This window comes from Vibrio sp. SCSIO 43153 (assembly GCF_023716625.1).
GTDB lineage: Bacteria > Pseudomonadota > Gammaproteobacteria > Enterobacterales > Vibrionaceae > Vibrio > Vibrio rotiferianus.
Window position 1 is genome coordinate 2,294,309 of sequence record NZ_CP071855.1, and the last position, 21,477, is coordinate 2,315,785.

Here is a 21,477-nt window from a genome sequence, read left to right on the forward strand (position 1 = left end):
GTCACCTAGCCAACTGACGTTGTTTGTGAATTCTATATTCACGCAATGAGCCAATAGACCCGACTGCCTATTGGCTTTTTTTTGTCTTCGATTCAAGAATGCCGAATCACCCAAGTGCACTAAATATTCAATCCTAAGTATTGAAACATAAGCACTTGGGCATTTTGTCGGTAATCAAATTACCGCTAATCAGGCTAACTATTTGCAATGAACTGCGCGCGTAACTTCTCAATCTCATCACGCTTTTGTGCCGCCAGTTCAAATTCAAGATCCTGCGCATGCTGGTACATTGCCGCTTCCAAACGACTGATCTCTTTATCTAGTTGCTGTGGTGACATTACCTCGTAGGTTTGCGAAGGCTCAGCCACTTTCGATAACGGTACTTGCTTATTGTTACGCTGACGCTTCGACTTAGTGATATCCCCTAGCTCCATAATATCTTTGATATTACGTTTCAGAGCTTGTGGCTCAATACCCATCTTCTCATTGTAAGCTCGCTGTTTTTCACGACGGCGGTCGGTTTCGTCCATCGCCTTTTTCATCGACTTGGTGATCGAATCCGCATACAGAATTGCTTTACCTTCGAGGTTACGTGCCGCTCGTCCAATCGTCTGAATCAGGGAGCGTTCAGATCGCAAGAAGCCCTCTTTATCCGCATCAAGAATCGCTACTAATGAGACTTCTGGCATGTCCAGGCCTTCTCGTAATAAGTTGATGCCCACCAGCACATCAAACTCACCTAAGCGAAGATCACGGATAATCTCGACACGCTCTACCGTATCGATATCAGAGTGAAGGTAGCGAACTCTAACATCATGCTCATGCAGGTACTCGGTTAAGTCTTCCGCCATGCGCTTAGTTAGTGTCGTTACCAGAACACGCTCCTCTTTCGCAGAACGGATTCGAATCTCAGACAACAGATCATCGACTTGAGTGGCAACTGGGCGAACTTCTAACTCAGGGTCGAGTAGACCTGTTGGACGCACAACCTGATCAGCTATCTCGTCGGCTGATTTTTCCAGCTCATAATTACCAGGTGTTGCCGAGACAAATATCGTCTGCGGCGAAATCGCTTCGAATTCTTCAAACTTCATCGGACGGTTATCCAACGCTGAAGGCAGGCGGAAACCAAACTCAACCAGTGTTTCTTTACGGGAACGGTCACCTTTATACATCGCGCCAATTTGCGGAACCGTCACGTGGGACTCATCGATGATCAGCAAACCATCGTGAGGCAAATAATCAAATAGTGTCGGTGGCGGCTCACCCTCAGCACGGCCACTCAAGTAACGAGAGTAGTTTTCGATACCTGAACAGAAGCCCAGCTCGTTCATCATCTCAATATCGAATTGAGTGCGTTGGCTGATGCGTTGTTCTTCTAGAAGCTTATTGTTATCCAGAAGCTGCTTCTTACGCACTTCAAGCTCATCTTTGATGCTTTCAATCGCATCAAGAATACGCTCACGTGGCGTAACATAGTGCGTCTTTGGATAAATAGTATAACGCGGCAAGTCGCGCTGTTTGACCACTCCAGTCAATGGGTCGAATACGCTAATGCAATCGACTTCATCATCAAACATCTCTACACGTACAGCATCTTGGTCTGATTCGGCCGGGAAGATGTCAATCACTTCACCTCGAACACGGAACTGGCCACGTTCAAATGCAACGTCATTGCGTGAGTATTGCAGCTCTGCAAGGCGGCGTAGCATATCGCGCTGATCAATCACATCACCGCGACGTAAGTGCAACATCATTTGTAGATACGATTCTGGATCACCCAAACCATAGATAGCCGATACCGACGCGACAATAATGGCATCTTTACGTTCTAGTAGTGCTTTTGTAGCGGACAAACGCATTTGTTCAATATGCGCGTTAACTGAAGCGTCTTTCTCGATAAACGTATCCGTGGTCGGAACGTACGCTTCTGGCTGGTAGTAGTCGTAGTACGACACAAAGTATTCCACCGCGTTATTGGGAAAGAAAGACTTCATTTCGCCGTACAATTGAGCAGCTAAGGTTTTGTTAGGGGCAAGAAGAATCGCTGGTCGCTGTGCTTCTGCGATCACATTTGCCAGTGTGAATGTTTTACCCGACCCCGTTACACCCAACAGTGTCTGATGGGCAAGACCAGCATCTAACCCTTCTAACAACTGCTTAATCGCGGTTGGCTGATCACCAGATGGCTGATATTCAGAGACCAGTTCATAAACTTTACTCATACCCTTCCTCAAATTTACTGCACTTTGGCTGTATATATATACACCTTGTTAGATGAAATCTACGTCTATTTTAGATTTATAGCTCATTGTAATTAATTTTTGCGCTTTCTTTACTTTGATCTAGCCTTACTCAGGCGACTCTGTTATAGTCTTTCGCCCTAGTTGATGAACGTCCCCAAATCATCACAATTTAGTTTCCACAACTTTTCCCCAGAAACACCCAATATTATCCTTTATCCCCAAAAGACCAAATCTTATCCACTTTAAGCAATTTTGCGTCGATTTAAATAAATCACTGTTTTATATGATTATTCAGTGCATATTTCTGATTAAAAATTCAAAACAAACCAGCACTGTTGCATATAAAAGATCTTTACTCAGATCTCATCAACATAGTTATCCACAATTTTGGTGGATAAGTAACTCCAGCCCTTAACTGGCAAGGTGTACAAAAAAGTAAAGAAAAAAAACTATTCTTTTTTGCGAAAAATCTATTTTTTGGTGTTGACAGAAACATAGGTGCTCGGTAAGATTCGCCCCGCTTTCAAACAAAGCAATTCCTCCTTAGCTCAGTTGGTAGAGCGACGGACTGTTAATCCGCAGGTCGCTGGTTCAAGTCCAGCAGGAGGAGCCAAATTCAGAGAAGCCGCGTCTAAGACGCGGCTTTTTCGTATCTAGCGATCCACCTATACAAACTACCACCTCTCTTGCAACAAAAGCTCTTCCCAGAAACACGCTTTTGTTCTTCCCCTGATGTTAGTTGACTACCAGCAAAGCCACGTTAAATCAGCAGCACTAATTGCGTTTTACTTTGTTAACAACCATTCACCAAACTTTTCAATTTCTTATTAATTCATCCGCTCACATCACATACACGTATAATTTTCCATCGGGTGCATAAAACCACACCGTTCTCTGGTTGTTATTGGTGTCACAAAACACGATAATATTGGGATCGGATTTTAAGAACGTAATAACTATGACCGAATATATTTTGTTGTTGGTCGGCACTGTGCTGGTGAACAACTTTGTACTGGTGAAGTTTTTAGGCTTGTGTCCTTTTATGGGCGTGTCTAAAAAACTGGAAACAGCAATTGGCATGGGCTTAGCTACAACTTTTGTACTAACGCTCGCGTCTGTGTGTGCATACTTGGTGGAAAGCTATGTTTTGCGTCCACTGGGCATCGAATATCTACGAACCATGAGCTTTATTTTGGTGATCGCTGTTGTTGTACAGTTCACCGAAATGGTCGTGCACAAAACCAGCCCGACACTTTATCGTCTATTGGGTATCTTCCTACCACTGATCACAACGAACTGTGCGGTTCTGGGTGTTGCTCTACTTAACATCAACGAGAACCACAACTTTATCGAATCGATCATTTACGGTTTTGGCGCAGCGGTTGGCTTCTCTTTGGTACTGATCCTATTTGCGTCAATGCGTGAACGTATTGCTGCAGCTGATGTACCTGTGCCATTTAAAGGCGCATCGATTGCGATGATCACCGCAGGCCTTATGTCTCTTGCCTTTATGGGCTTTACAGGTTTGGTGAAGTAAACGATGAGTACGATTTTAATTGCGATCATCGCTCTTGCTGCCCTCGCTGCTGTTTTCGGAGCGATACTCGGTTTTGCATCGATTCGCTTCAAAGTCGAAGCGGATCCAATTGTCGATCAAATCGACTCTATTCTCCCGCAAACTCAGTGTGGTCAGTGTGGCTACCCTGGTTGTCGTCCATACGCTGAAGCGATCGCTAACGGCGACAAAATCAATAAATGTCCTCCAGGTGGTCAAGCGACGATCGAGAAACTGGCAGATCTGATGGGCGTTGAAGCGGAAGAGTCGGCACACGATCTCGATAGCAAAGTCAAAACCGTTGCTTTCATCCATGAAGACATGTGTATCGGTTGTACCAAGTGTATCCAAGCGTGTCCTGTCGATGCGATTGTTGGTGGTACTAAAGCCCTTCATACCGTGATCAAAGACGAATGTACGGGTTGTGACTTGTGCGTTGCGCCTTGTCCAACTGACTGTATTGAAATGATTCCTGTGGAAACCACCACAGAGAGCTGGAAATGGAAACTTAACGCCATTCCAGTGGTTAACATTACGGATGCTGCCAATGCAGCGAACGTGACTGATTCAATTAAATAAGGTTTCGTATGTTGTCTTTGATTGAACAAATTCGTACTGGTTCGCTATGGGATTTCCCAGGCGGCGTGCATCCGGCAGAAAACAAAAAGCAATCCAACAAAACTGAATTGGTTCATGCCGCCATTCCGTCGGAAATCGTCCTACCTTTAAAACAACACATCGGTAAAGCAGGTAATCTGTTGATTGCTGTTGGTGACACCGTGTTGAAAGGTCAACAGCTAACGGCGTCAGACAGTGGTTTCACCGTTCCTGTTCATGCTCCAACTTCTGGGCAAGTAACAGCTATTGAGCCACGCACTGTTGCGCACCCATCAGGTTTAAGCGAACTGTGCGCAGTGATTACGCCTGATGGTAACGATACTTGGTGTGAGAAAACGCCAGTTGCCGATTACACCCAAGAATCTGCAGATGCGTTGATCGACGTGATTCGCCTTGCTGGTATCTCGGGCATGGGTGGCGCAGGCTTCCCAACAGCTAAGAAGATCCAATCGGGTATTGCACGTACCGAAATTCTTATCGTTAACGCGGCTGAATGTGAACCTTACATCACCGCTGATGACAAACTCATGCAGGAACATGCAGACGAACTGATCCAAGGGATCGAGATCGTCGAGCATATTCTTAAGCCAAAACTGACCATCATTGGTATTGAAGATAACAAGCCAGCAGCAATCAAAGCGCTGGAACAAGCGGCGATGAACAAAGACATCGTGATCCGCGTTATCCCAACCAAATACCCTTCTGGTGGTGAGAAGCAGCTCATCAAGATTTTGACCAACAAAGAAGTTCCTAGCGGCGCTATCCCTGCCGATATTGGCATCCTGGTTCAAAACGTTGGTTCTCTCTACTCAATTAAACGTGCAGTGATCGATGGCGAACCTGTAGTCAATCGCATCGTGACTCTGACGGGTAAGACCTTCAAGCAACCACGTAACGTTTGGACGCTACTTGGTACGCCAGTACAAGCACTGTTAGACGAGTTTGGCTACAAAGCAGATAAGAAACTTCAGCGCCTGATCATGGGTGGTCCAATGATGGGCTTTACCCTCCCCCACGCTCAGGTTCCTATCACTAAAACGGCAAACTGTATTTTGGCACCGAAGCGTCGTGAGATCGCTTCTGACCAATACGAAATGGAATGTATCCGTTGTAGCCAATGTGCGGAAGCGTGCCCTGCCTCGCTATTGCCACAGCAGCTTCAGTGGTATGCAAAAAGCCAAGAATACGAAAAGCTTGAAGAACTGAACCTTAAAGATTGTATTGAATGTGGCGCGTGCGCGTTTGTGTGCCCGAGTGAAATTCCACTGGTTCAATACTATCGTCAAGCGAAAGCTGAAATCCGTACACGCGCTCAAGAAGCGGCAGCAGCTGAACGAGCTAAGCTGCGCTTTGAAGAGAAGAAAGCGCGTATGGAACGCGAAAAAGCAGAACGTGAAAATCGCTTTAAGAAAGCCGCAGATGATCGTCGTAAAGACATGAAAGCATCTGGCGGTGACGATGCGATTGCCGCAGCCATCGCTCGCGTGAAAGCACAAAAAGAGAATACTGAAGCAAAAGCCGAGCCAGCAGTGAAACCAGCGGTTGCAGCCGCGATTGCCAAAGCAAAAGCCAAACAAGCTGCGGCGGCTCAATCTGGTGCAGCTGAGCCTGATAACTCAGAAATGGCGAAGCTACGCGAAGAACGCAAACGTCTTGCTCGCGAACGCAAAGCACAAAAAGAACAAGGTGACGCATCTACAGATAATGCTGACGATAAGAAGTCAGCAGTTGCAGCAGCCATTGCCCGTGCTAAGGCGAAGAAAGCTCAACAAGAAGACGCATCAACACCTGCTGAAGCCGGTGACAAGAAAGCGGCCGTCGCGGCAGCTATCGCCAGAGCTAAAGCGAAAAAAGCACAACAAGAAGATTCAACCGAATCTGTAGAAGTAGAAGCTTCTACAAAACAAGCGGAAGATCCGAAGAAAGCCGCTGTTGCCGCAGCCATTGCTCGTGCAAAAGCGCGCAAAGCTCAGCAAGAAGGTTCTACTGAATCTGCAGAAGCGGAAACACCATCAGAACAATCTGAAGATCCAAAGAAAGCTGCTGTTGCCGCTGCCATTGCTCGCGCTAAGGCGCGCAAAGCTAAGCAAGAAGACTCTACGGAATCTGCAGAAGCGGAAACACCAGAAGAGCAAGCTGAAGATCCAAAGAAAGCTGCAGTTGCCGCTGCTATTGCTCGCGCTAAGGCACGTAAAGCTCAGCAAGAAGCACAAACAGAATCTGTTGAAGCGGAAGCTCCTGCTGAAGAACCAGAAGTGGATCCAAAGAAAGCTGCTGTTGCCGCTGCCATTGCTCGTGCTAAAGCACGCAAAGCTCAGCAAGAAGCACAAACAGAATCTGTTGAAGCGGAAGCTCCTTCTGAAGAACCAGAAGTGGATCCGAAGAAAGCCGCGGTTGCCGCAGCCATTGCTCGTGCTAAAGCACGTAAAGCGCAGCAAGAGACACAAACAGAATCTGTTGAAGCGGAAGCTCCTTCTGAAGAACCAGAAGTGGATCCGAAGAAAGCTGCTGTTGCCGCTGCCATTGCTCGTGCCAAAGCACGTAAAGCACAGCAAGAAGCACAAACAGAATCTGTTGAAGAAACGCCTTCTGAAGAGCCGGAAGTGGATCCAAAGAAAGCTGCTGTTGCCGCAGCCATTGCGCGCGCCAAAGCACGTAAGGCTCAGCAAGAAGCACAAATAGAATCTGTTGAAGAAACGCCTTCTGAAGAGCCGGAAGTGGATCCGAAGAAAGCTGCTGTTGCCGCTGCTATTGCTCGTGCTAAAGCACGCAAAGCTCAGCAAGAAGCGAATAAGAACAATACTGAGGAGAACGAGTAATGTCGTTTTTTATTGCCAGTTCACCACACGCTCACAGCCGTCGCAGCACGCCTGATTTGATGAAATGGGTAGCTCTGTGCGCTATTCCTGGCTTAGTGGCTCAAACCTACTTCTTTGGTTGGGGAACCATCATTCAACTTGTGTTCGCTATTGCGGTCGCAGTGTCACTTGAAGCATTAGTCATGCTTGTGCTTAAGCGCTCTCCTATGCGTGCGCTGCGTGATAACAGTGCCATCGTGACAGCATGGCTATTAGCCGTAGCAATCCCACCATGGTCCCCTTGGTGGATCATGGTTATCGGTTTGATTTTTGCCATCGTGATCGCGAAGCACCTATACGGCGGTATTGGTCAAAACCTATTTAACCCAGCGATGGTCGCTTACGTTGTATTGCTTATCTCCTTCCCTGTCCAAATGACAAGTTGGAGCGCGCCTGTTTCATTGATGTCTGAGCACGTGACTTTTGCAGACGCGTTGTCTCTGATCTTTACTGGCTATGACTTTGATGGTTTGTCACTGCAACAAGTTCGTGCCGGCGTGGATGGCGTAACAATGGCAACCCCATTAGATGCATTCAAAACTGGTATTCATACTGGTGCAACGCCAAATGAGGTGCTATCACAACCAATGTTTGGTGGACTTGCGGGTATCGGTTGGCAATGGGTAAACCTAGCTTACTTGGTTGGTGGCCTAGTGATGATCAAAAAGCGCATCATCCAATGGTACATTCCTGTTGGTTTCCTAGGTAGCTTGGCACTGTTTAGTACCGTGTTTAGCTTGATCATGCCAGGAGAAACTGCGTCACCAATCTTCCACCTACTATCAGGTGCAACGATGTTAGGCGCATTCTTTATCGCAACCGATCCTGTTTCGGCATCAACGACGGTGAAAGGTCGCTTGATTTTCGGTGCTCTGATCGGCGCGTTGGTATTCATTATTCGTAGTTGGGGTGGCTTCCCAGATGGCATTGCGTTCGCCGTTCTGCTTGCCAATATGTGTGTACCGTTGATCGACTACTACACCAAACCAAGAACTTACGGTCACTGAGGTAAACATGTTAACCGCTATTAGAAAAAATGGTCTGACATTGGCGATCTTCGCCTGTGCAACAACCGGTCTTGTGGCACTGACTCAGTACCTAACAAAAGATCAAATTAAGCTTCAGGAACAAAAGCAATTGCTGTCGGTTCTTAACCAAGTGATTCCGGAAGAAATGCATGACAACAACCTTGTTGCGGCATGTACTATGGTATCTGCGCCCGATCTAGGTACAGTTCGCTCGATGCCAACTTACATTGCTACCAAAGATGGTCAACCAACGGCAATGGCAATTGAGTCCATCGCACCAGATGGCTACAACGGTGAAATCAAAATCATCACCGGCATCGATAATCAAGGCAAGATCCTTGGTACCCGTATCCTAAGCCATCAAGAAACGCCGGGATTGGGTGATAAAATTGATTTACGCGTTACGGATTGGATCTTGAGCTTCACTGGTAAGCAAGTGACAGAAAGTAACTGGAATTCTTGGCGAGTTCGTAAAGATGGCGGCGATTTCGATCAATTTACTGGCGCAACCATTACCCCTCGAGCGGTAGTGAAAGCGGTGAGAAACACAGTAAACTACGTAAATAAGTCTCGTGATGAGATTCTAAATCAGCCCCTAGACTGCGCAGGAGGCAACCATGAGTGAAAATAAACTGCTAATGAAAAACGGCATGTGGAGCAACAACCCTGCCCTAGTGCAACTCCTGGGTTTGTGTCCTCTACTTGCGGTTTCTTCGACCATTACCAACGCCCTGGGTTTGGGTATTGCGACTTTGTTGGTGCTTGTCGGCTCGAACGTGACGGTTTCACTGATTCGTAACTACGTACCAAAAGAAATCCGTATTCCGGTCTTCGTTATGATCATCGCCGCCTTGGTAACTTGTGTTCAGCTCTTGATGAACGCTTACGCCTACGGACTGTATCTATCTCTGGGCATCTTCATCCCACTGATCGTAACTAACTGTATTATCATCGGCCGTGCAGAAGCTTACGCATCGAAGAATGATCCATTGCCAGCAGCACTAGACGGTTTCTGGATGGGACTGGGTATGACAACGGTATTGGTTGTACTTGGTGCTATGCGTGAACTGATCGGTAACGGTACTCTATTTGATGGCGCAGACCTACTATTGGGTGACTGGGCAGCGGCACTGCGTATTCAGGTTTTCCACTTCGATAGCAGCTTCCTATTGGCATTGTTGCCGCCGGGGGCTTTCATTGGCGTAGGACTTTTGATTGCGTTGAAAAACGTTATCGACAGCTCAATTCAGGCACGTCAGCCAAAAGAAGAAAAACCAGCCATTGAGCGCGCTCGCGTAACTAACGCATAATATAAGAATTCTAAAATCAAGGCTCTACCACTCGTAGGGCCTTTTTCATAAACCGCAAAGACGGGTTTGGAAGTCAGCAATGAACAAAGTCAAAAGAATTGAAATTCTCGAACGACTCCGAGAAAACAATCCCAATCCTCAGACGGAGCTTAACTGGAGCACACCGTTTGAGTTGCTTATCGCCGTACTGCTTTCTGCGCAGGCGACAGACGTAAGTGTAAACAAAGCAACAGACAAGCTTTACCCTGTTGCAAACACGCCACAAGGCATTCTTGATTTGGGTGTCGATGGTTTAAAGGAATACATCAAAACCATCGGTCTATTTAATTCAAAAGCCGAAAACACCATCAAGACTTGTAAGATCTTGCTAGAGAAGCATAACGGCGAAGTACCAGAAGATCGTGCTGCACTGGAAGCTTTGCCGGGTGTAGGTCGTAAAACCGCTAACGTGGTACTGAATACCGCCTTCGGTTGGCCAACTATTGCAGTGGACACGCACATCTATCGTGTTTCTAACCGTACAAAGTTTGCGATGGGTAAAACCGTCGACGACGTAGAAGAAAAACTTCTTAAAGTGGTGCCAAAAGAGTTTAAGCTTGATGTACACCACTGGCTGATCCTTCATGGTCGCTATACCTGTGTGGCGAGAAAGCCGCGCTGTGGCAGTTGTATCATCGAAGATCTGTGTGAATTCAAAGAAAAAGTGTACCCAGACGAATAAATCCGTCTGAAACAATCGCTAGGAGCAAATAATGTCAAACGGTCGAATTCTTCACACCATGCTGCGCGTGGGTGATCTAGACAAATCTATCAAGTTCTACACTGAAGTCATGGGCATGCAGTTGCTTCGTACTAATGAAAACAAAGAGTACGAATACACGCTGGCGTTCCTTGGTTACGGTGATGAGTCTCAAGGTGCCGTCATCGAATTAACTTACAACTGGGGCACAACCGAGTACGACTTAGGGTCTGCATTTGGCCACATCGCGATTGGTGTAGATGATATCTACTCAACGTGCGACGCGATTAAAGCGGCAGGCGGTAACGTGACTCGTGAACCTGGCCCAGTAAAAGGCGGAACGACTCACATCGCTTTCGTTAAAGATCCAGACGGCTACATGGTTGAACTGATCCAAAACAAGCAAGCATCAGCTGGTCTAGAAGGTTAACTAAGACGCCTCTACTGAAACAAGCTATTATTTGCAGGCAGGTCTGAGACCTGCCTTTCTTTTATCAACAAATTACTTTACTTGATAATAGTTATCGTTTAGATTCACCATCAACATCGACATGTGGGATAACGATAATGATCAGTGAATGGGAAAAACACACACTTCTAGCCGATACCGCACTTCAACTAGATGACCCTGTTCGCAGCATTCTTCATTACCAGCAAGCCCTTAGCCTGAGTGAAGATATTAGCGAATGCGTGGAAATAGAAGCCGACGAGCGATTACTAATTTCGGTGATTTCATGCCACAACCTTGCCCAATTTTGGCGCTGGGCAGGCGACACAGAATATGAGCTCAAGTACCTTCAACTAGCGTCTGAAAAAGTACTGACACTGATCCCTCAGTGTCCTAATACAGATTGCGCAAGCTTTATTGACTCGATTGGCTGCTGTACCAAAGCTCTTGTCGATTTCATGAAGCGCCACCCAAATCCTGCAATCGCAAAACAAGTCGAGAAAATTGATACCGCGACTAATTGTGAGATCATTGCAAAGTTTCGCCTAAACTAAAACCTATTACACAAGCTAAGCGGCAACGAATAAAACTACTAACAACGTCAAGTGGATACAAAAACGCCAGAGTCAAACTCTGGCGTTTTTATTGGTTAGCAGTTCAGTTAGACCTGGGTTCGTCCTAGAGAAATCACCACGCGACGGTTCTTATCTTTACCAATTGGAGATCCATTGTCCGCAATTGGACGACGCTTACCGTAACCTTGCACTTGGATTCTATCTTCCGGTAAACCGAGTGATTCAAAATAATCTCTCAATGACTCAGCTCTTCGCTCAGATAAGTTTTGGCTTTCACTTTTACCGTTGGTGGTATCTGTATAAGTGGCCACAAGCACTAAATCAATGTCTTGATTGTGACGCACGTAATCAGCAATTTGAGAGAGCCGTTTTTTTGATGCTTTTGTGAGCTGGTCGCCCTGGCGTTCATAATGCAAAATAGTGAACGCTATATCTTCAAAACTATATTTCAGCAAATTAGCAACGCAATCACTAAACGCATTGTACTTACTTTGAAACAATACCGATGACAGAGCCACTTCTATACGCTGATCACGGCTTTGCCAGTCTTGATAGCTAAACGTAGGATAACGGCCTTTCTCTAGCTCAGACAGAATACCCCAAGCCATTTGCCCTCCAACATAACCATCAAACTGTTTGAAAAACTTGAGGTTAGTAATGCGGTCTGCGTTCTCTCCCGGTCGCCAAGGAGGCGGCATTGATATCAGGCTAACATTACGCGTCTCACCCATTGGGCGGCGCATCTTCAATTCAAAATCTAAGTTGATTTTTTTACTCGCATGAGATGAAAACACAGCATCACCAAAGTTTGGAATAGGATGAACAAGCTGACATTCCAACGGAGTATTGACCACCATTTCCCACTGAGACTGCTGCGGTGTGGCTAAATAACGCTTCCCCATTGCCAATGCATCGCTTGCACTTAGCATAGAGAGTACTGCACCACTTGTTATTAGCCATTTCTTCATTTAGATATAATCTCTTAAACGGCAGGCAATTGCCGTTGATCTGGTTCTATTGAAAACTATCGAAATAATGCAAAATTCTCGCCAACTATAGTAGCTTAAGACCAAACAGAGGCCGCCTTCCACTTACCTTCTATATAAAATGAAAAATTACTTCGCCAGATTAGAGAGTTACATACCTGCTAATTCAGAGTATAAGTCTTGTTTTATATAGGCATTGTTGAATTAGATAATTATGAGAAATTGCGGTTTTTCTCATCGGTAGAATCTGCAATAATGCAGCCTTCGTCACACAAAAATAAGCCGACATGACAATAGAAAATGAAGCTCTAACCCTGAAAAAGCGTTTTCGAGGTTATTTCCCAGTGGTAGTTGATGTTGAGACCGCAGGTTTCAATGCTCAAACTGATGCACTTTTAGAAATTTGCGCCGTCACCCTAAGCATGGATGAAAATGGCGATCTGCATCCTGCCTCAACCATTCATTTTCATATCGAACCTTTTGAAGGCGCGAATTTGGAAAAAGAAGCGCTTGAATTTAACGGCATTCGTGACCCTTTTAGCCCTCTGCGTGGCGCTGTTTCTGAACAAGAAGCACTAAAAGAGATTTACAAGTTAATCCGTAAAGAGCAAAAAGCAGCAGATTGCTCAAGAGCGATCATGGTTGCACATAATGCGGCTTTCGACTTAGGTTTTGTTAATGCAGCTAACGAGCGCTGCAAACTAAAAAGAGTCCCTTTCCATCCATTTGCCACTTTTGACACCGCAACATTAAGTGGACTTGCTTATGGTCAAACTGTTCTTGCCAAAGCATGCAAAACAGCAGGGATGGATTTTGACAATCGTGAGGCTCACTCAGCCCTTTACGATACACAAAAAACTGCAGAGTTATTCTGTGGCATCGTCAACAAATGGAAGGCCCTCGGCGGTTGGCCGCTTGTTGATGAAGAATAATAAATAAACACAACATATTAGGAAAAGTATGAATCCTGTCGTTATATCTGTGTGCGTCATGCTCGCGTTAGCATTGATGCGCGTAAACGTGGTGGTAGCCCTCACGTTTAGTGCCATCGTTGGTGGCCTTGTTGCAGGCATGAGCCTTGGGGATACGGTTGCTGCATTTGAAAGTGGCCTAGGTGGCGGTGCGACTATCGCACTGAGCTACGCAATGCTAGGTACTTTCGCTGTAGCGATTTCTCGTTCTGGCATCACTGACCTTCTGGCAAAAAGCGTTATTAAGCGCTTAAATGGTAAAGAGAGCTCTGCGTCGACTACTGGTCTAAAGTACGCAGTATTGGTTGCTCTTATACTTGTTACCATGTCCTCTCAAAACGTGATTCCGGTACATATCGCCTTCATTCCAATTTTGATTCCACCTCTATTAGGCGTATTCGCAAAGCTTAAGCTGGATCGTCGTTTAGTCGCTTGTGTTTTGACTTTTGGTTTGATCACGCCATATATGGTTCTACCTATTGGCTTCGGTGGTATCTTCCTAAACAACATTCTACTGAAGAACCTGCACGACAACGGTCTAACCGATGTGGTGGCAAGCCAAGTACCTACCGCAATGCTACTGCCTGGCGCAGGTATGATTTTTGGTCTTCTTACCGCGATTTTTGTTAGCTACCGTAAACCTCGTGAATACAAAGAAACAGAGCTAACGGTTGTTCATGAGACGGGCGAGACGATTAATAAACAACACATCATGGTCGCTGGTCTAGGCATTATCGCAGCACTAAGCATGCAACTTTACACTGGTTCAATGATCATTGGTGCATTGGCTGGCTTCATGGTATTCACTTTCGGCGGCGTTATCGCGTGGAAAGAAACGCACGATGTGTTCACTAAAGGCGTACACATGATGGCAATGATTGGCTTCATCATGATTGCGGCAGCAGGTTTTGCGGCAGTAATGAAGCAAACTGGTGGTGTAGAAACGCTAGTACAATCGCTATCAACAAGCATCGGTGACAACAAGCCGCTGGCAGCACTACTGATGCTGATCGTTGGTCTGTTAGTAACTATGGGCATCGGTTCATCGTTCTCAACGATTCCAATCCTTGCGACGATCTACGTACCACTGGCTTTGGCATTCGGCTTCTCTCCAATGGCAACCATCGCACTTGTTGGTACAGCAGCTGCTCTAGGTGATGCTGGCTCTCCTGCTTCTGACTCAACGTTAGGTCCAACATCTGGCCTAAACGCAGACGGTCAGCACGAACACATTTGGGAAACAGTGGTACCAACATTTATCCACTACAACATTCCACTGATTATCTTCGGTTGGATTGCTGCAATGGTGCTGTAATTGCTTCATTGAATGGATACAATTCGTTACGAAAAAGCCGCTTATTGAGCGGCTTTTTGTTGTTTTGGCTTTGAAAACCGGTTTCGGATTATTGCGCTGGCATGTTGTCGATAATGCGCTCGCGAATGAGCTTCAACGTGTTTTCTGTAGACACATAGTCCACTTCAATCGGGAAGTAAGCGTCGTTAATTTTCAGTACCAAACTCGGGTAAGAATTAACACCAAGACTCTTTGCTAAGCTCAATTGATCTTGGAAGACTCCTTCTAGCAGAGAACCATCCATATCGTTCTTAAACTGCTGCACATTTAGACCGATTTCTTTCGCTAATTGCAGAAGTGTCGCTTCTTCATGAGGTGGCATCGCACGAAGGTAATAAGCGTGCTGAATTGCTTCTAACATTTGCTCATAAGAATCTTGGAAACCGGCTGCAATGACTGCTCGGCAAGATTGGTAAGTGCTGCGTACTGGTGTACATAGTGTCCAGAAATCGTAGTTAAACTTAGTACCAAGCTGTGCTTCGATTTGCTTCCAAATTTGTTCAATTTTCTGCTGCATTTCTGGTGGCATCGGCAGATTAGTATCTGGCGCAAGCCCACCCACCACATACTCGAATTGAATCACGCCAGGCAGTTGTTGTTTCAATTTTTCGATGGTTGGTTTGTAGCCCCAACACCAGCTGCACATTGGATCATGTACGTAGTAAAGCTTCAAGTTCATTCCACTAACCTAAAAAAGAAAAAGGAGCCAATGCGGCTCCTTTGTATTCTATCGCCAAATGTGAGTATTTACGAATTACTCCGCGTCACCTTCAACACGAGCTGCCGCTTCTTTGATTAGAGGCTGAAGTTCACCTTTTTGGAACATTTCCAAAATGATGTCACAACCACCGATCAACTCACCTTCAATCCAAAGCTGTGGGAATGTTGGCCATTGAGCGTACTTTGGTAGCTCAGCACGGATGTCTGGGTTTTGTAGAATGTCTACGTAAGCGAACTTCTCGCCACAAGCCATTAGCGCTTGTGCTGCTTGAGAAGAGAAACCACAACTAGGTAGTTTCGGTGATCCTTTCATGTACAGCAGGATTGAGTTTTCAGAAATCTGCTGTTTGATTTTATCGATAGTTTCCATCGCTTCCTCATTCATGGATGTGAACTTTAATTATTGCCACATTCTACTCAATAAACACAGAATAAAAACCATATAATTAGTAAGCTTTTGTACTAAAGTAACTTCAAGATACAGGAATCCGAGCGTAGTCACTTATTCTAACTTAAGAAAATGGACACCTTGAGAAAACGACCACTTCCATAAGGTTTAAAAGCCGAATCGGCTTTTTGCTGCACACGTGGAGGCGATTTGTTTTGATGTGTATACCCAAGTAACTTCAAGAGTCAGGATTCAGCACATTGTCATTGACTCCCTGTCTACCGAAAGTAAGCAAGGAAAACAACGCGGTGCAATAACGAGCGCTACCCAAGTTGTTTGACGCAACAATCGGACCAATAACTCGCTCTCTTTACACTTAGTAATAGCCTTGGAAGTTATCGCGCTAGCCCTTCTTTCTGTCAAAATATTTTCATATCGGGCTTTTAATAAAGTAAAAACTTGCTAAAATACTTTTCAAGTCAGTCGTAACGACTACATATAAATAAAAACACTGGAAGCAATCGAAAGGTAACCCTTTCATATCTATGGAGAATCGAGCAATGGCATTTGAACTACCAGCTCTTCCTTACGCGAAAGACGCACTAGAACCACACATCTCTGCAGAGACTCTAGATTTCCACCACGGTAAGCACCACAACACTTACGTTGTTAAGCTAAACGGTCTTATCCCTGGTACTGAGTTCGAAGGCAAAACACTAGAAGAAATCATCAAGACTTCTACTGGTGGCGTATTCAACAACGCAGCACAGATTTGGAACCACACGTTCTACTGGCACTGTCTAGCGCCAAACGCGGGCGGCGAACCAACTGGTGCAGTTGCTGATGCAATCAACGCAGCATTCGGTTCTTTCGAAGAATTCAAAGCGAAGTTCACTGATGCAGCGATCAACAACTTCGGTTCTTCATGGACTTGGCTAGTTAAGAAAGCTGACGGTTCTCTAGAGATCGTTAACACTTCTAACGCAGCAACGCCTCTAACAGAAGAAGGTACTACTCCACTTCTAACTGTTGACCTGTGGGAACACGCTTACTACATCGATTACCGCAACGTACGTCCTGATTACATGAACGGCTTCTGGGCACTTGTAAACTGGGACTTCGTAGCTGAGAACCTAGCGAAGTAATTTACTTCCCCTAAGTTCAATTTAGTCATATTTAAAAGCTCGCATCATTGCGGGCTTTTTTATGCTTCAACAACCTATTTCTTCAATTAATCCCCTCTTTTTCCTAAAGTTCTTTCCGCGGTTGCCGTTAAAAGTGCATCAAACGAGGAACATCATGCAAATCCATACTTTAGACAAAGCAGCAATCATCAACGAACTTCAGTTCGGTAATGGTATCAACCATGCCGTGCATGAAGGTCGTCGTGCCGATTTTTCGCTGATTCTATCGATGTTTTCAAATGATGTCCGCGATGTGGTTCCAGTTGAAGAAGTCCAAGAAGTTATCACTAGCGACGACATTCTTCGCCAACAATTCGGTCTATCTCAACCTCAGGCACTGCGTTCTGATAGCAGCAGCTACGAGCTAGCCGCAGAGCAAGCGAAACAGTTTCATGATGCTGGATTGCCTTCGGCGAAACTGAGCCACTATCTAAAGCCTGACGCACTTACTTACCTCCCTGAAGACACATTCAATCTACCGGAAGAGGTTTACCACAACCTTTCCGGCCATGAGCGCCGCAGCCTTGGTGAGCGTAACAAAAAGCTGATTCCTGAAGCAGGCTTATACAACCAACTCGTAACCGCTCAACGCCAGTACCAAATCCACGCTCAAGCGTAAGTAACAGCTTTCCAAACGTCCGGTTTCATTTGACGCACGCCAGAAATGTGACACCTTGCAAAGAACCCAACATTTACCACAGGGTTAAGCCGTTAGTTTGAGGCTTTTCACACTGCCTATAACATTTTTGATCCATGCTAAAAGCACAAACTACTGGTTATCATTGCCTAAATAGTGAAGGTGTTATGGATATCAAAGATTCAATCATACTCGTTACTGCAGCCGGCTCCGTGCTGGGACGAACGTGTTCCAATCATTTTGCACATCTGGGCGCGACTCTAGTTCTGTGTGACAGCAATCCACAAAACCTAAGTGCAAGCTACGCTCAAATTAAGACATTCACCGATAAGGTTTATGCCATTAACGTCTGTGGCGATACTCCGACTTCCATCAACCTTCTGTTTGACCAAATTGAATCCCAGCTTAACGCTTCCCCTGATGTGATCGTCAATTGCTGGACAAGCTCACCAATGCCGAGCTTAATGGACCCAGAACCGATGAACACATACATTGATCACCTTTCTAGTGCAGCTCGCTTTCTTTATACCTATGGACAAGTTGGGGCAGAACGGTTTCGCAATAGAAACAAAAAAGGCGTGATAGTCAATGTGATATCTCATGATGATCACCAAGACCTGACTGGTGTTGAGAGTATGGCCGCGCTAGTGTCTGGGTTTACGCTGAGTTGGGCGAAAGAGCTGACCCCATTCAATATACGTGTAGGCGGTGTCATCCCATCGCTTAACCATATGAAAGAAGATCTAGACGAACGACATTGGGCTGAAATTCAAGATGAACTGGTGCGGAATACTGCGTATATCGTTTCCAATGAGTACTTCAGTGGCCGAGTGGTGAGTACTGAAGTTTAACGTCGCTTTTTATGTGAAGTATCCGTAATTCGTCCTCAATGGGTAAATACATTTCAGGGCGACATCAAAAGATAAAAAAAGCCCCAGTCATACGACTGGGGCTTTAACCTTTTCCCGATTAAGGTTTCGTGCTAGCGAAAACCTTTTCTCATAAGCGAATCTTAATTACGTTTCCGCTTATTATTTTTTAGCTTTAGGAGCTGCTTTCGCTGCTTCTTGGTCTGCTTTTTTCTTGATTACTGTAGTACCTTCGAAAGTTTCACCTTCAACGAAAGCTTTACCGTAGTAAGCAGCCATTAGAACTTCTTTTAGCTCAGAGATTAGTGGGTAACGTGGGTTCGCACCAGTACATTGGTCATCGAACGCTTCAACCGCTAGCTCGTCTAGTTTCGCTACGAAGTCAGCTTCAGAAACACCTGCAGCTTGGATAGACATTGGGATGTCTAGGTCGCCTTTCAGCTCATCCAACCATGCTAGTAGACGTTCAATCTTCTGAGCAGTACGGTCACCAGCTTGGCTTAGGCCTAGGTGGTCAGCTACTTCAGCGTAACGACGACGTGCTTGTGGGCGGTCGTATTGAGAGAACGCAGTTTGCTTAGTTGGGTTGTCGTTCGCGTTGTAACGTACAACGTTAGAGATTAGTAGTGCGTTCGCCAGACCGTGTGGTAGGTGGAACTCAGCACCAATCTTGTGCGCCATTGAGTGACAAACACCTAGGAATGCGTTCGCGAATGCTACACCAGCGATAGTTGCTGCGTTGTGTACTTTTTCACGAGCGATTGGGTCGTTTGCACCGTTCGCGTAGCTTGATGGTAGGTACTCTTTTAGCATCTTAAGAGCTTGTAGAGCTTGACCATCTGAGTATTCGTTCGCAAGAACAGATACGTAAGCTTCTAGAGCGTGAGTTACTGCATCGTAACCACCGAATGCTGTTAGAGACTTAGGCATGTTCATTACTAGGTTAGCATCAACGATTGCCATGTTTGGCGTTAGTTCGTAGTCAGCTAGTGGGTACTTAGCACCAGTCTTGTCGTCAGTAACAACCGCGAATGGAGTAACTTCTGAACCAGTACCTGAAGTTGTAGTGATACATACAAGCTCAGCTTTTTGACCCATTTTAGGGAACTTGTAGATACGTTTACGGATGTCCATAAAGCGCATTGCTAGTTCTTCAAATGCTGTTTCTGGGTGCTCGTACATTACCCACATGATCTTCGCAGCATCCATTGGTGAACCACCACCTAGCGCTAGGATTACGTCAGGTTGGAAGCTTTGCATTGCTTCAGCACCTTTCTTAACTACAGATAGCGTTGGGTCAGCTTCAACGTCGAAGAACGTTTGAACTTCCATGCCTTGAGCTTTAAGTAGTTGTACTACGTCATCTGCGTAACCGTTGTTGAATAGGAAACGGTCAGTTACTAGGAATGCGCGTTTCTTACCTTCTAGGTCGCTAAGAGCGATTGGAAGGCTACCACGACGGAAGTAGATAGACTTAGGTAGTTTGTGCCACAACATGTTTTCAGCTCGCTTCGCTACAGTTTTCTTGTTGATTAGGTGCTTAGGACCTACGTTCTCAGAGATAGAGTTACCACCCCATGAACCACAACCTAGAGTTAGAGAAGGTGCTACGTTGAAGTTGTAAAGGTCACCGATACCACCGTGAGTAGTTGGGATGTTTACAAGGATACGTGCAGTCTTCATCTTGTCGCCGAAGTAACGGATACGGTCTGCGTTAACGTCTTGGTTTGTGTATAGACCAGATGTGTGACCGATACCGCCGATTTCAACCATTGTTACTGCTTGAGCAACAGCGTCTTCGAAGTTATCAGCGCGGAATAGACCTAGAGTTGGAGATAGTTTCTCGTGAGCAAATGCGTCATCGTAAGAAACTTTGCCTAGACCTTCACCAACTAGAACTTTAGTGTCAGCTGGAACTTTCACGCCTGCCATTTCAGCGATTGCTGGAGCAGGTTGACCAACGATTTTCGCGTTTAGTGCGCCGTCGATTAGAAGAACTTTGCGAACTTTATCTGCTTCACCTTTGCTTAGTACGTAAGCTTTGTGAGAAGCGAAACGCTCTTTTACTTCGTCGTATACTTCATCAACAACGATTGCAGCCTGCTCAGAAGCACATACTACGCCGTTATCGAAAGTCTTAGACATAAGGATAGAAGCTACAGCACGCTTGATGTCAGCTGTTTCATCGATAACTACAGGAACGTTACCTGCACCTACACCGATTGCTGGCTTACCAGAAGAGTAAGCTGCTTTAACCATGCCTGGGCCACCAGTTGCAAGGATAAGAGCGATGTCGTCGTGCTTCATAAGAGCGTTAGAAAGCTCTACAGATGGTTGGTCGATCCAACCGATGATGTCTTTTGGAGCACCTGCTGCTACTGCTGCATCTAGAACTAGTTTAGCTGCGTCGTTAGTAGAGTTTTTCGCACGTGGGTGTGGCGAGAAGATGATACCGTTACGAGTCTTCAAAGAGATTAGAGATTTGAAGATTGCAGTAGAAGTTGGGTTAGTTGTTGGTACGATACCACAGATGATACCTACAGGTTCTGCGATAGTCATTGTACCTAGGTTGTCATCCTCTTCAAGGATGCCACACGTTTGTTCGTCTTTGTATTTATTGTAGATAAACTCAGAAGCGAAGTGGTTCTTGATTACTTTATCTTCAACAATACCCATACCAGATTCTTCAACCGCTTGTTGAGCTAGCGGGATACGAGCTTGGTTAGCTGCAAGAGACGCAGCGCGGAAGATTGCATCTACTTGCTCTTGAGAGTAAGTAGCGAACTCTTCTTGCGCTTTCTTAACGCGAGCAATCATTGCATCTAGTTCAGCCATATTAGTTACAGGCATAGGGATTCTCCTAAAATTAACAAATATTAAAAACTTTTTATTAAGGCCACTGCTTGCTGTTTCCACTGTTTATCAGCTACTTAACCAACAACCGTCTTAGTAAATTGCTTTCAGGGCTGAGTATAATATTTCAGAGTGTGA

19 protein-coding genes and 1 tRNA gene are annotated in these 21,477 nt (G+C 45.5%); 15 read left to right on the plus strand and 5 right to left on the minus strand.

The genetic code is table 11. The annotated features are described in order from the left end of the window. Positions 1 to 194: 194 nt before the first annotated feature. Complete coding sequence (uvrB, locus tag J4N37_RS11030) at positions 195 to 2,225, minus strand: excinuclease ABC subunit UvrB (protein ID WP_010449384.1); 2,031 nt, start codon at positions 2,223 to 2,225, stop codon at positions 195 to 197. 558 nt (positions 2,226 to 2,783) lie between these two features. Here uvrB and J4N37_RS11035 point away from each other — a divergent pair. The 10 genes from J4N37_RS11035 to J4N37_RS11080 all read left to right on the plus strand — a co-directional run bounded on the left by J4N37_RS11035 (position 2,784) and on the right by J4N37_RS11080 (position 11,356). Then, a tRNA-Asn gene (locus J4N37_RS11035) sits at positions 2,784 to 2,859 on the plus strand. A 345-nt stretch (positions 2,860 to 3,204) separates the two neighbouring features. After that, a complete protein-coding gene (gene rsxA / locus J4N37_RS11040; protein WP_005425202.1) occupies positions 3,205 to 3,783 on the plus strand; it encodes an electron transport complex subunit RsxA in 579 nt (192 codons plus the stop codon). Between the two features lie 3 nt (positions 3,784 to 3,786). Beyond that, positions 3,787 to 4,380 (plus strand): electron transport complex subunit RsxB, encoded by a 594-nt coding sequence (rsxB, locus tag J4N37_RS11045; RefSeq protein WP_005439677.1) that lies wholly within the window; start codon positions 3,787 to 3,789, stop codon positions 4,378 to 4,380. An 8-nt stretch (positions 4,381 to 4,388) separates the two neighbouring features. Beyond that, positions 4,389 to 7,238 carry an electron transport complex subunit RsxC gene (rsxC, locus tag J4N37_RS11050; protein ID WP_252040929.1) on the plus strand — a complete coding sequence of 950 codons (2,850 nt, stop codon included), beginning with the start codon at positions 4,389 to 4,391 and terminating at the stop codon, positions 7,236 to 7,238. After that, positions 7,238 to 8,284, plus strand: coding sequence for an electron transport complex subunit RsxD (rsxD, locus tag J4N37_RS11055; RefSeq protein WP_252040930.1), 1,047 nt, complete (start codon positions 7,238 to 7,240; stop codon positions 8,282 to 8,284). The genes rsxC and rsxD overlap by 1 nt, the downstream gene beginning before the upstream one ends. 7 nt (positions 8,285 to 8,291) lie before the next feature. Then, positions 8,292 to 8,930, plus strand: coding sequence for an electron transport complex subunit RsxG (gene rsxG, locus J4N37_RS11060; protein WP_005536427.1), 639 nt, complete (start codon positions 8,292 to 8,294; stop codon positions 8,928 to 8,930). Then, positions 8,923 to 9,615 (plus strand): electron transport complex subunit E, encoded by a 693-nt coding sequence (locus J4N37_RS11065; RefSeq protein ID WP_010645729.1) that lies wholly within the window; start codon positions 8,923 to 8,925, stop codon positions 9,613 to 9,615. Before rsxG ends, J4N37_RS11065 begins: the two co-directional genes overlap by 8 nt. Before the next feature lie 79 nt (positions 9,616 to 9,694). Continuing rightward, positions 9,695 to 10,336 (plus strand): endonuclease III, encoded by a 642-nt coding sequence (gene nth, locus J4N37_RS11070; RefSeq protein ID WP_005536424.1) that lies wholly within the window; start codon positions 9,695 to 9,697, stop codon positions 10,334 to 10,336. 31 nt (positions 10,337 to 10,367) lie between these two features. Next, the gene (gene gloA, locus J4N37_RS11075; RefSeq protein WP_009698517.1) at positions 10,368 to 10,784 is read left to right on the plus strand and encodes a lactoylglutathione lyase; all 417 of its coding nucleotides are present in this window, start codon (positions 10,368 to 10,370) and stop codon (positions 10,782 to 10,784) included. A gap of 137 nt (positions 10,785 to 10,921) precedes the next feature. Further along, entirely contained in the window at positions 10,922 to 11,356 is a 435-nt protein-coding gene (locus J4N37_RS11080; protein WP_010449415.1) for a DUF2753 domain-containing protein, read from the plus strand. Between the two features lie 107 nt (positions 11,357 to 11,463). Here the strand turns inward: J4N37_RS11080 and motY are convergent, their stop codons facing one another. Then, positions 11,464 to 12,345: a flagellar protein MotY gene (motY, locus tag J4N37_RS11085; RefSeq protein ID WP_038885120.1), complete on the minus strand. Its 882-nt coding sequence runs from the start codon at positions 12,343 to 12,345 to the stop codon at positions 11,464 to 11,466. Positions 12,346 to 12,650: 305 nt separating this feature from the next. On the opposite strand from motY, the gene rnt reads away from it, so the two are divergent. Together rnt and J4N37_RS11095 are read left to right on the plus strand one after the other, a co-directional pair. After that, positions 12,651 to 13,295, plus strand: coding sequence for a ribonuclease T (gene rnt / locus J4N37_RS11090; RefSeq protein WP_010449419.1), 645 nt, complete (start codon positions 12,651 to 12,653; stop codon positions 13,293 to 13,295). A 28-nt stretch (positions 13,296 to 13,323) separates the two neighbouring features. Then, a complete protein-coding gene (locus J4N37_RS11095) occupies positions 13,324 to 14,649 on the plus strand; it encodes a Na+/H+ antiporter family protein (RefSeq protein WP_010449421.1) in 1,326 nt (441 codons plus the stop codon). Between the two features lie 88 nt (positions 14,650 to 14,737). On the opposite strand, the gene J4N37_RS11100 is transcribed toward J4N37_RS11095, so the two are convergent. Next, a complete protein-coding gene (locus tag J4N37_RS11100) occupies positions 14,738 to 15,367 on the minus strand; it encodes a DsbA family protein (protein ID WP_045394226.1) in 630 nt (209 codons plus the stop codon). Positions 15,368 to 15,442: 75 nt separating this feature from the next. After that, positions 15,443 to 15,778, minus strand: a complete 336-nt coding sequence (locus tag J4N37_RS11105) for a Grx4 family monothiol glutaredoxin (protein ID WP_010449429.1) — start codon at positions 15,776 to 15,778, stop codon at positions 15,443 to 15,445. A gap of 578 nt (positions 15,779 to 16,356) precedes the next feature. Here J4N37_RS11105 and sodB point away from each other — a divergent pair. From sodB to J4N37_RS11120, 3 genes are all read left to right on the plus strand, one after another. Further along, positions 16,357 to 16,941, plus strand: a complete 585-nt coding sequence (gene sodB / locus J4N37_RS11110) for a superoxide dismutase [Fe] (RefSeq protein WP_005444665.1) — start codon at positions 16,357 to 16,359, stop codon at positions 16,939 to 16,941. A 154-nt stretch (positions 16,942 to 17,095) separates the two neighbouring features. Beyond that, the gene (locus J4N37_RS11115; protein WP_010449432.1) at positions 17,096 to 17,599 is read left to right on the plus strand and encodes a VC2046/SO_2500 family protein; all 504 of its coding nucleotides are present in this window, start codon (positions 17,096 to 17,098) and stop codon (positions 17,597 to 17,599) included. A 185-nt stretch (positions 17,600 to 17,784) separates the two neighbouring features. After that, positions 17,785 to 18,468 carry an SDR family oxidoreductase gene (locus J4N37_RS11120; protein ID WP_083388888.1) on the plus strand — a complete coding sequence of 228 codons (684 nt, stop codon included), beginning with the start codon at positions 17,785 to 17,787 and terminating at the stop codon, positions 18,466 to 18,468. Positions 18,469 to 18,648: 180 nt separating this feature from the next. Here J4N37_RS11120 and adhE read toward each other — a convergent pair whose 3' ends face one another. After that, complete coding sequence (gene adhE / locus J4N37_RS11125; RefSeq protein WP_010449434.1) at positions 18,649 to 21,336, minus strand: bifunctional acetaldehyde-CoA/alcohol dehydrogenase; 2,688 nt, start codon at positions 21,334 to 21,336, stop codon at positions 18,649 to 18,651. Between the last annotated feature and the right edge of the window lie 141 nt (positions 21,337 to 21,477).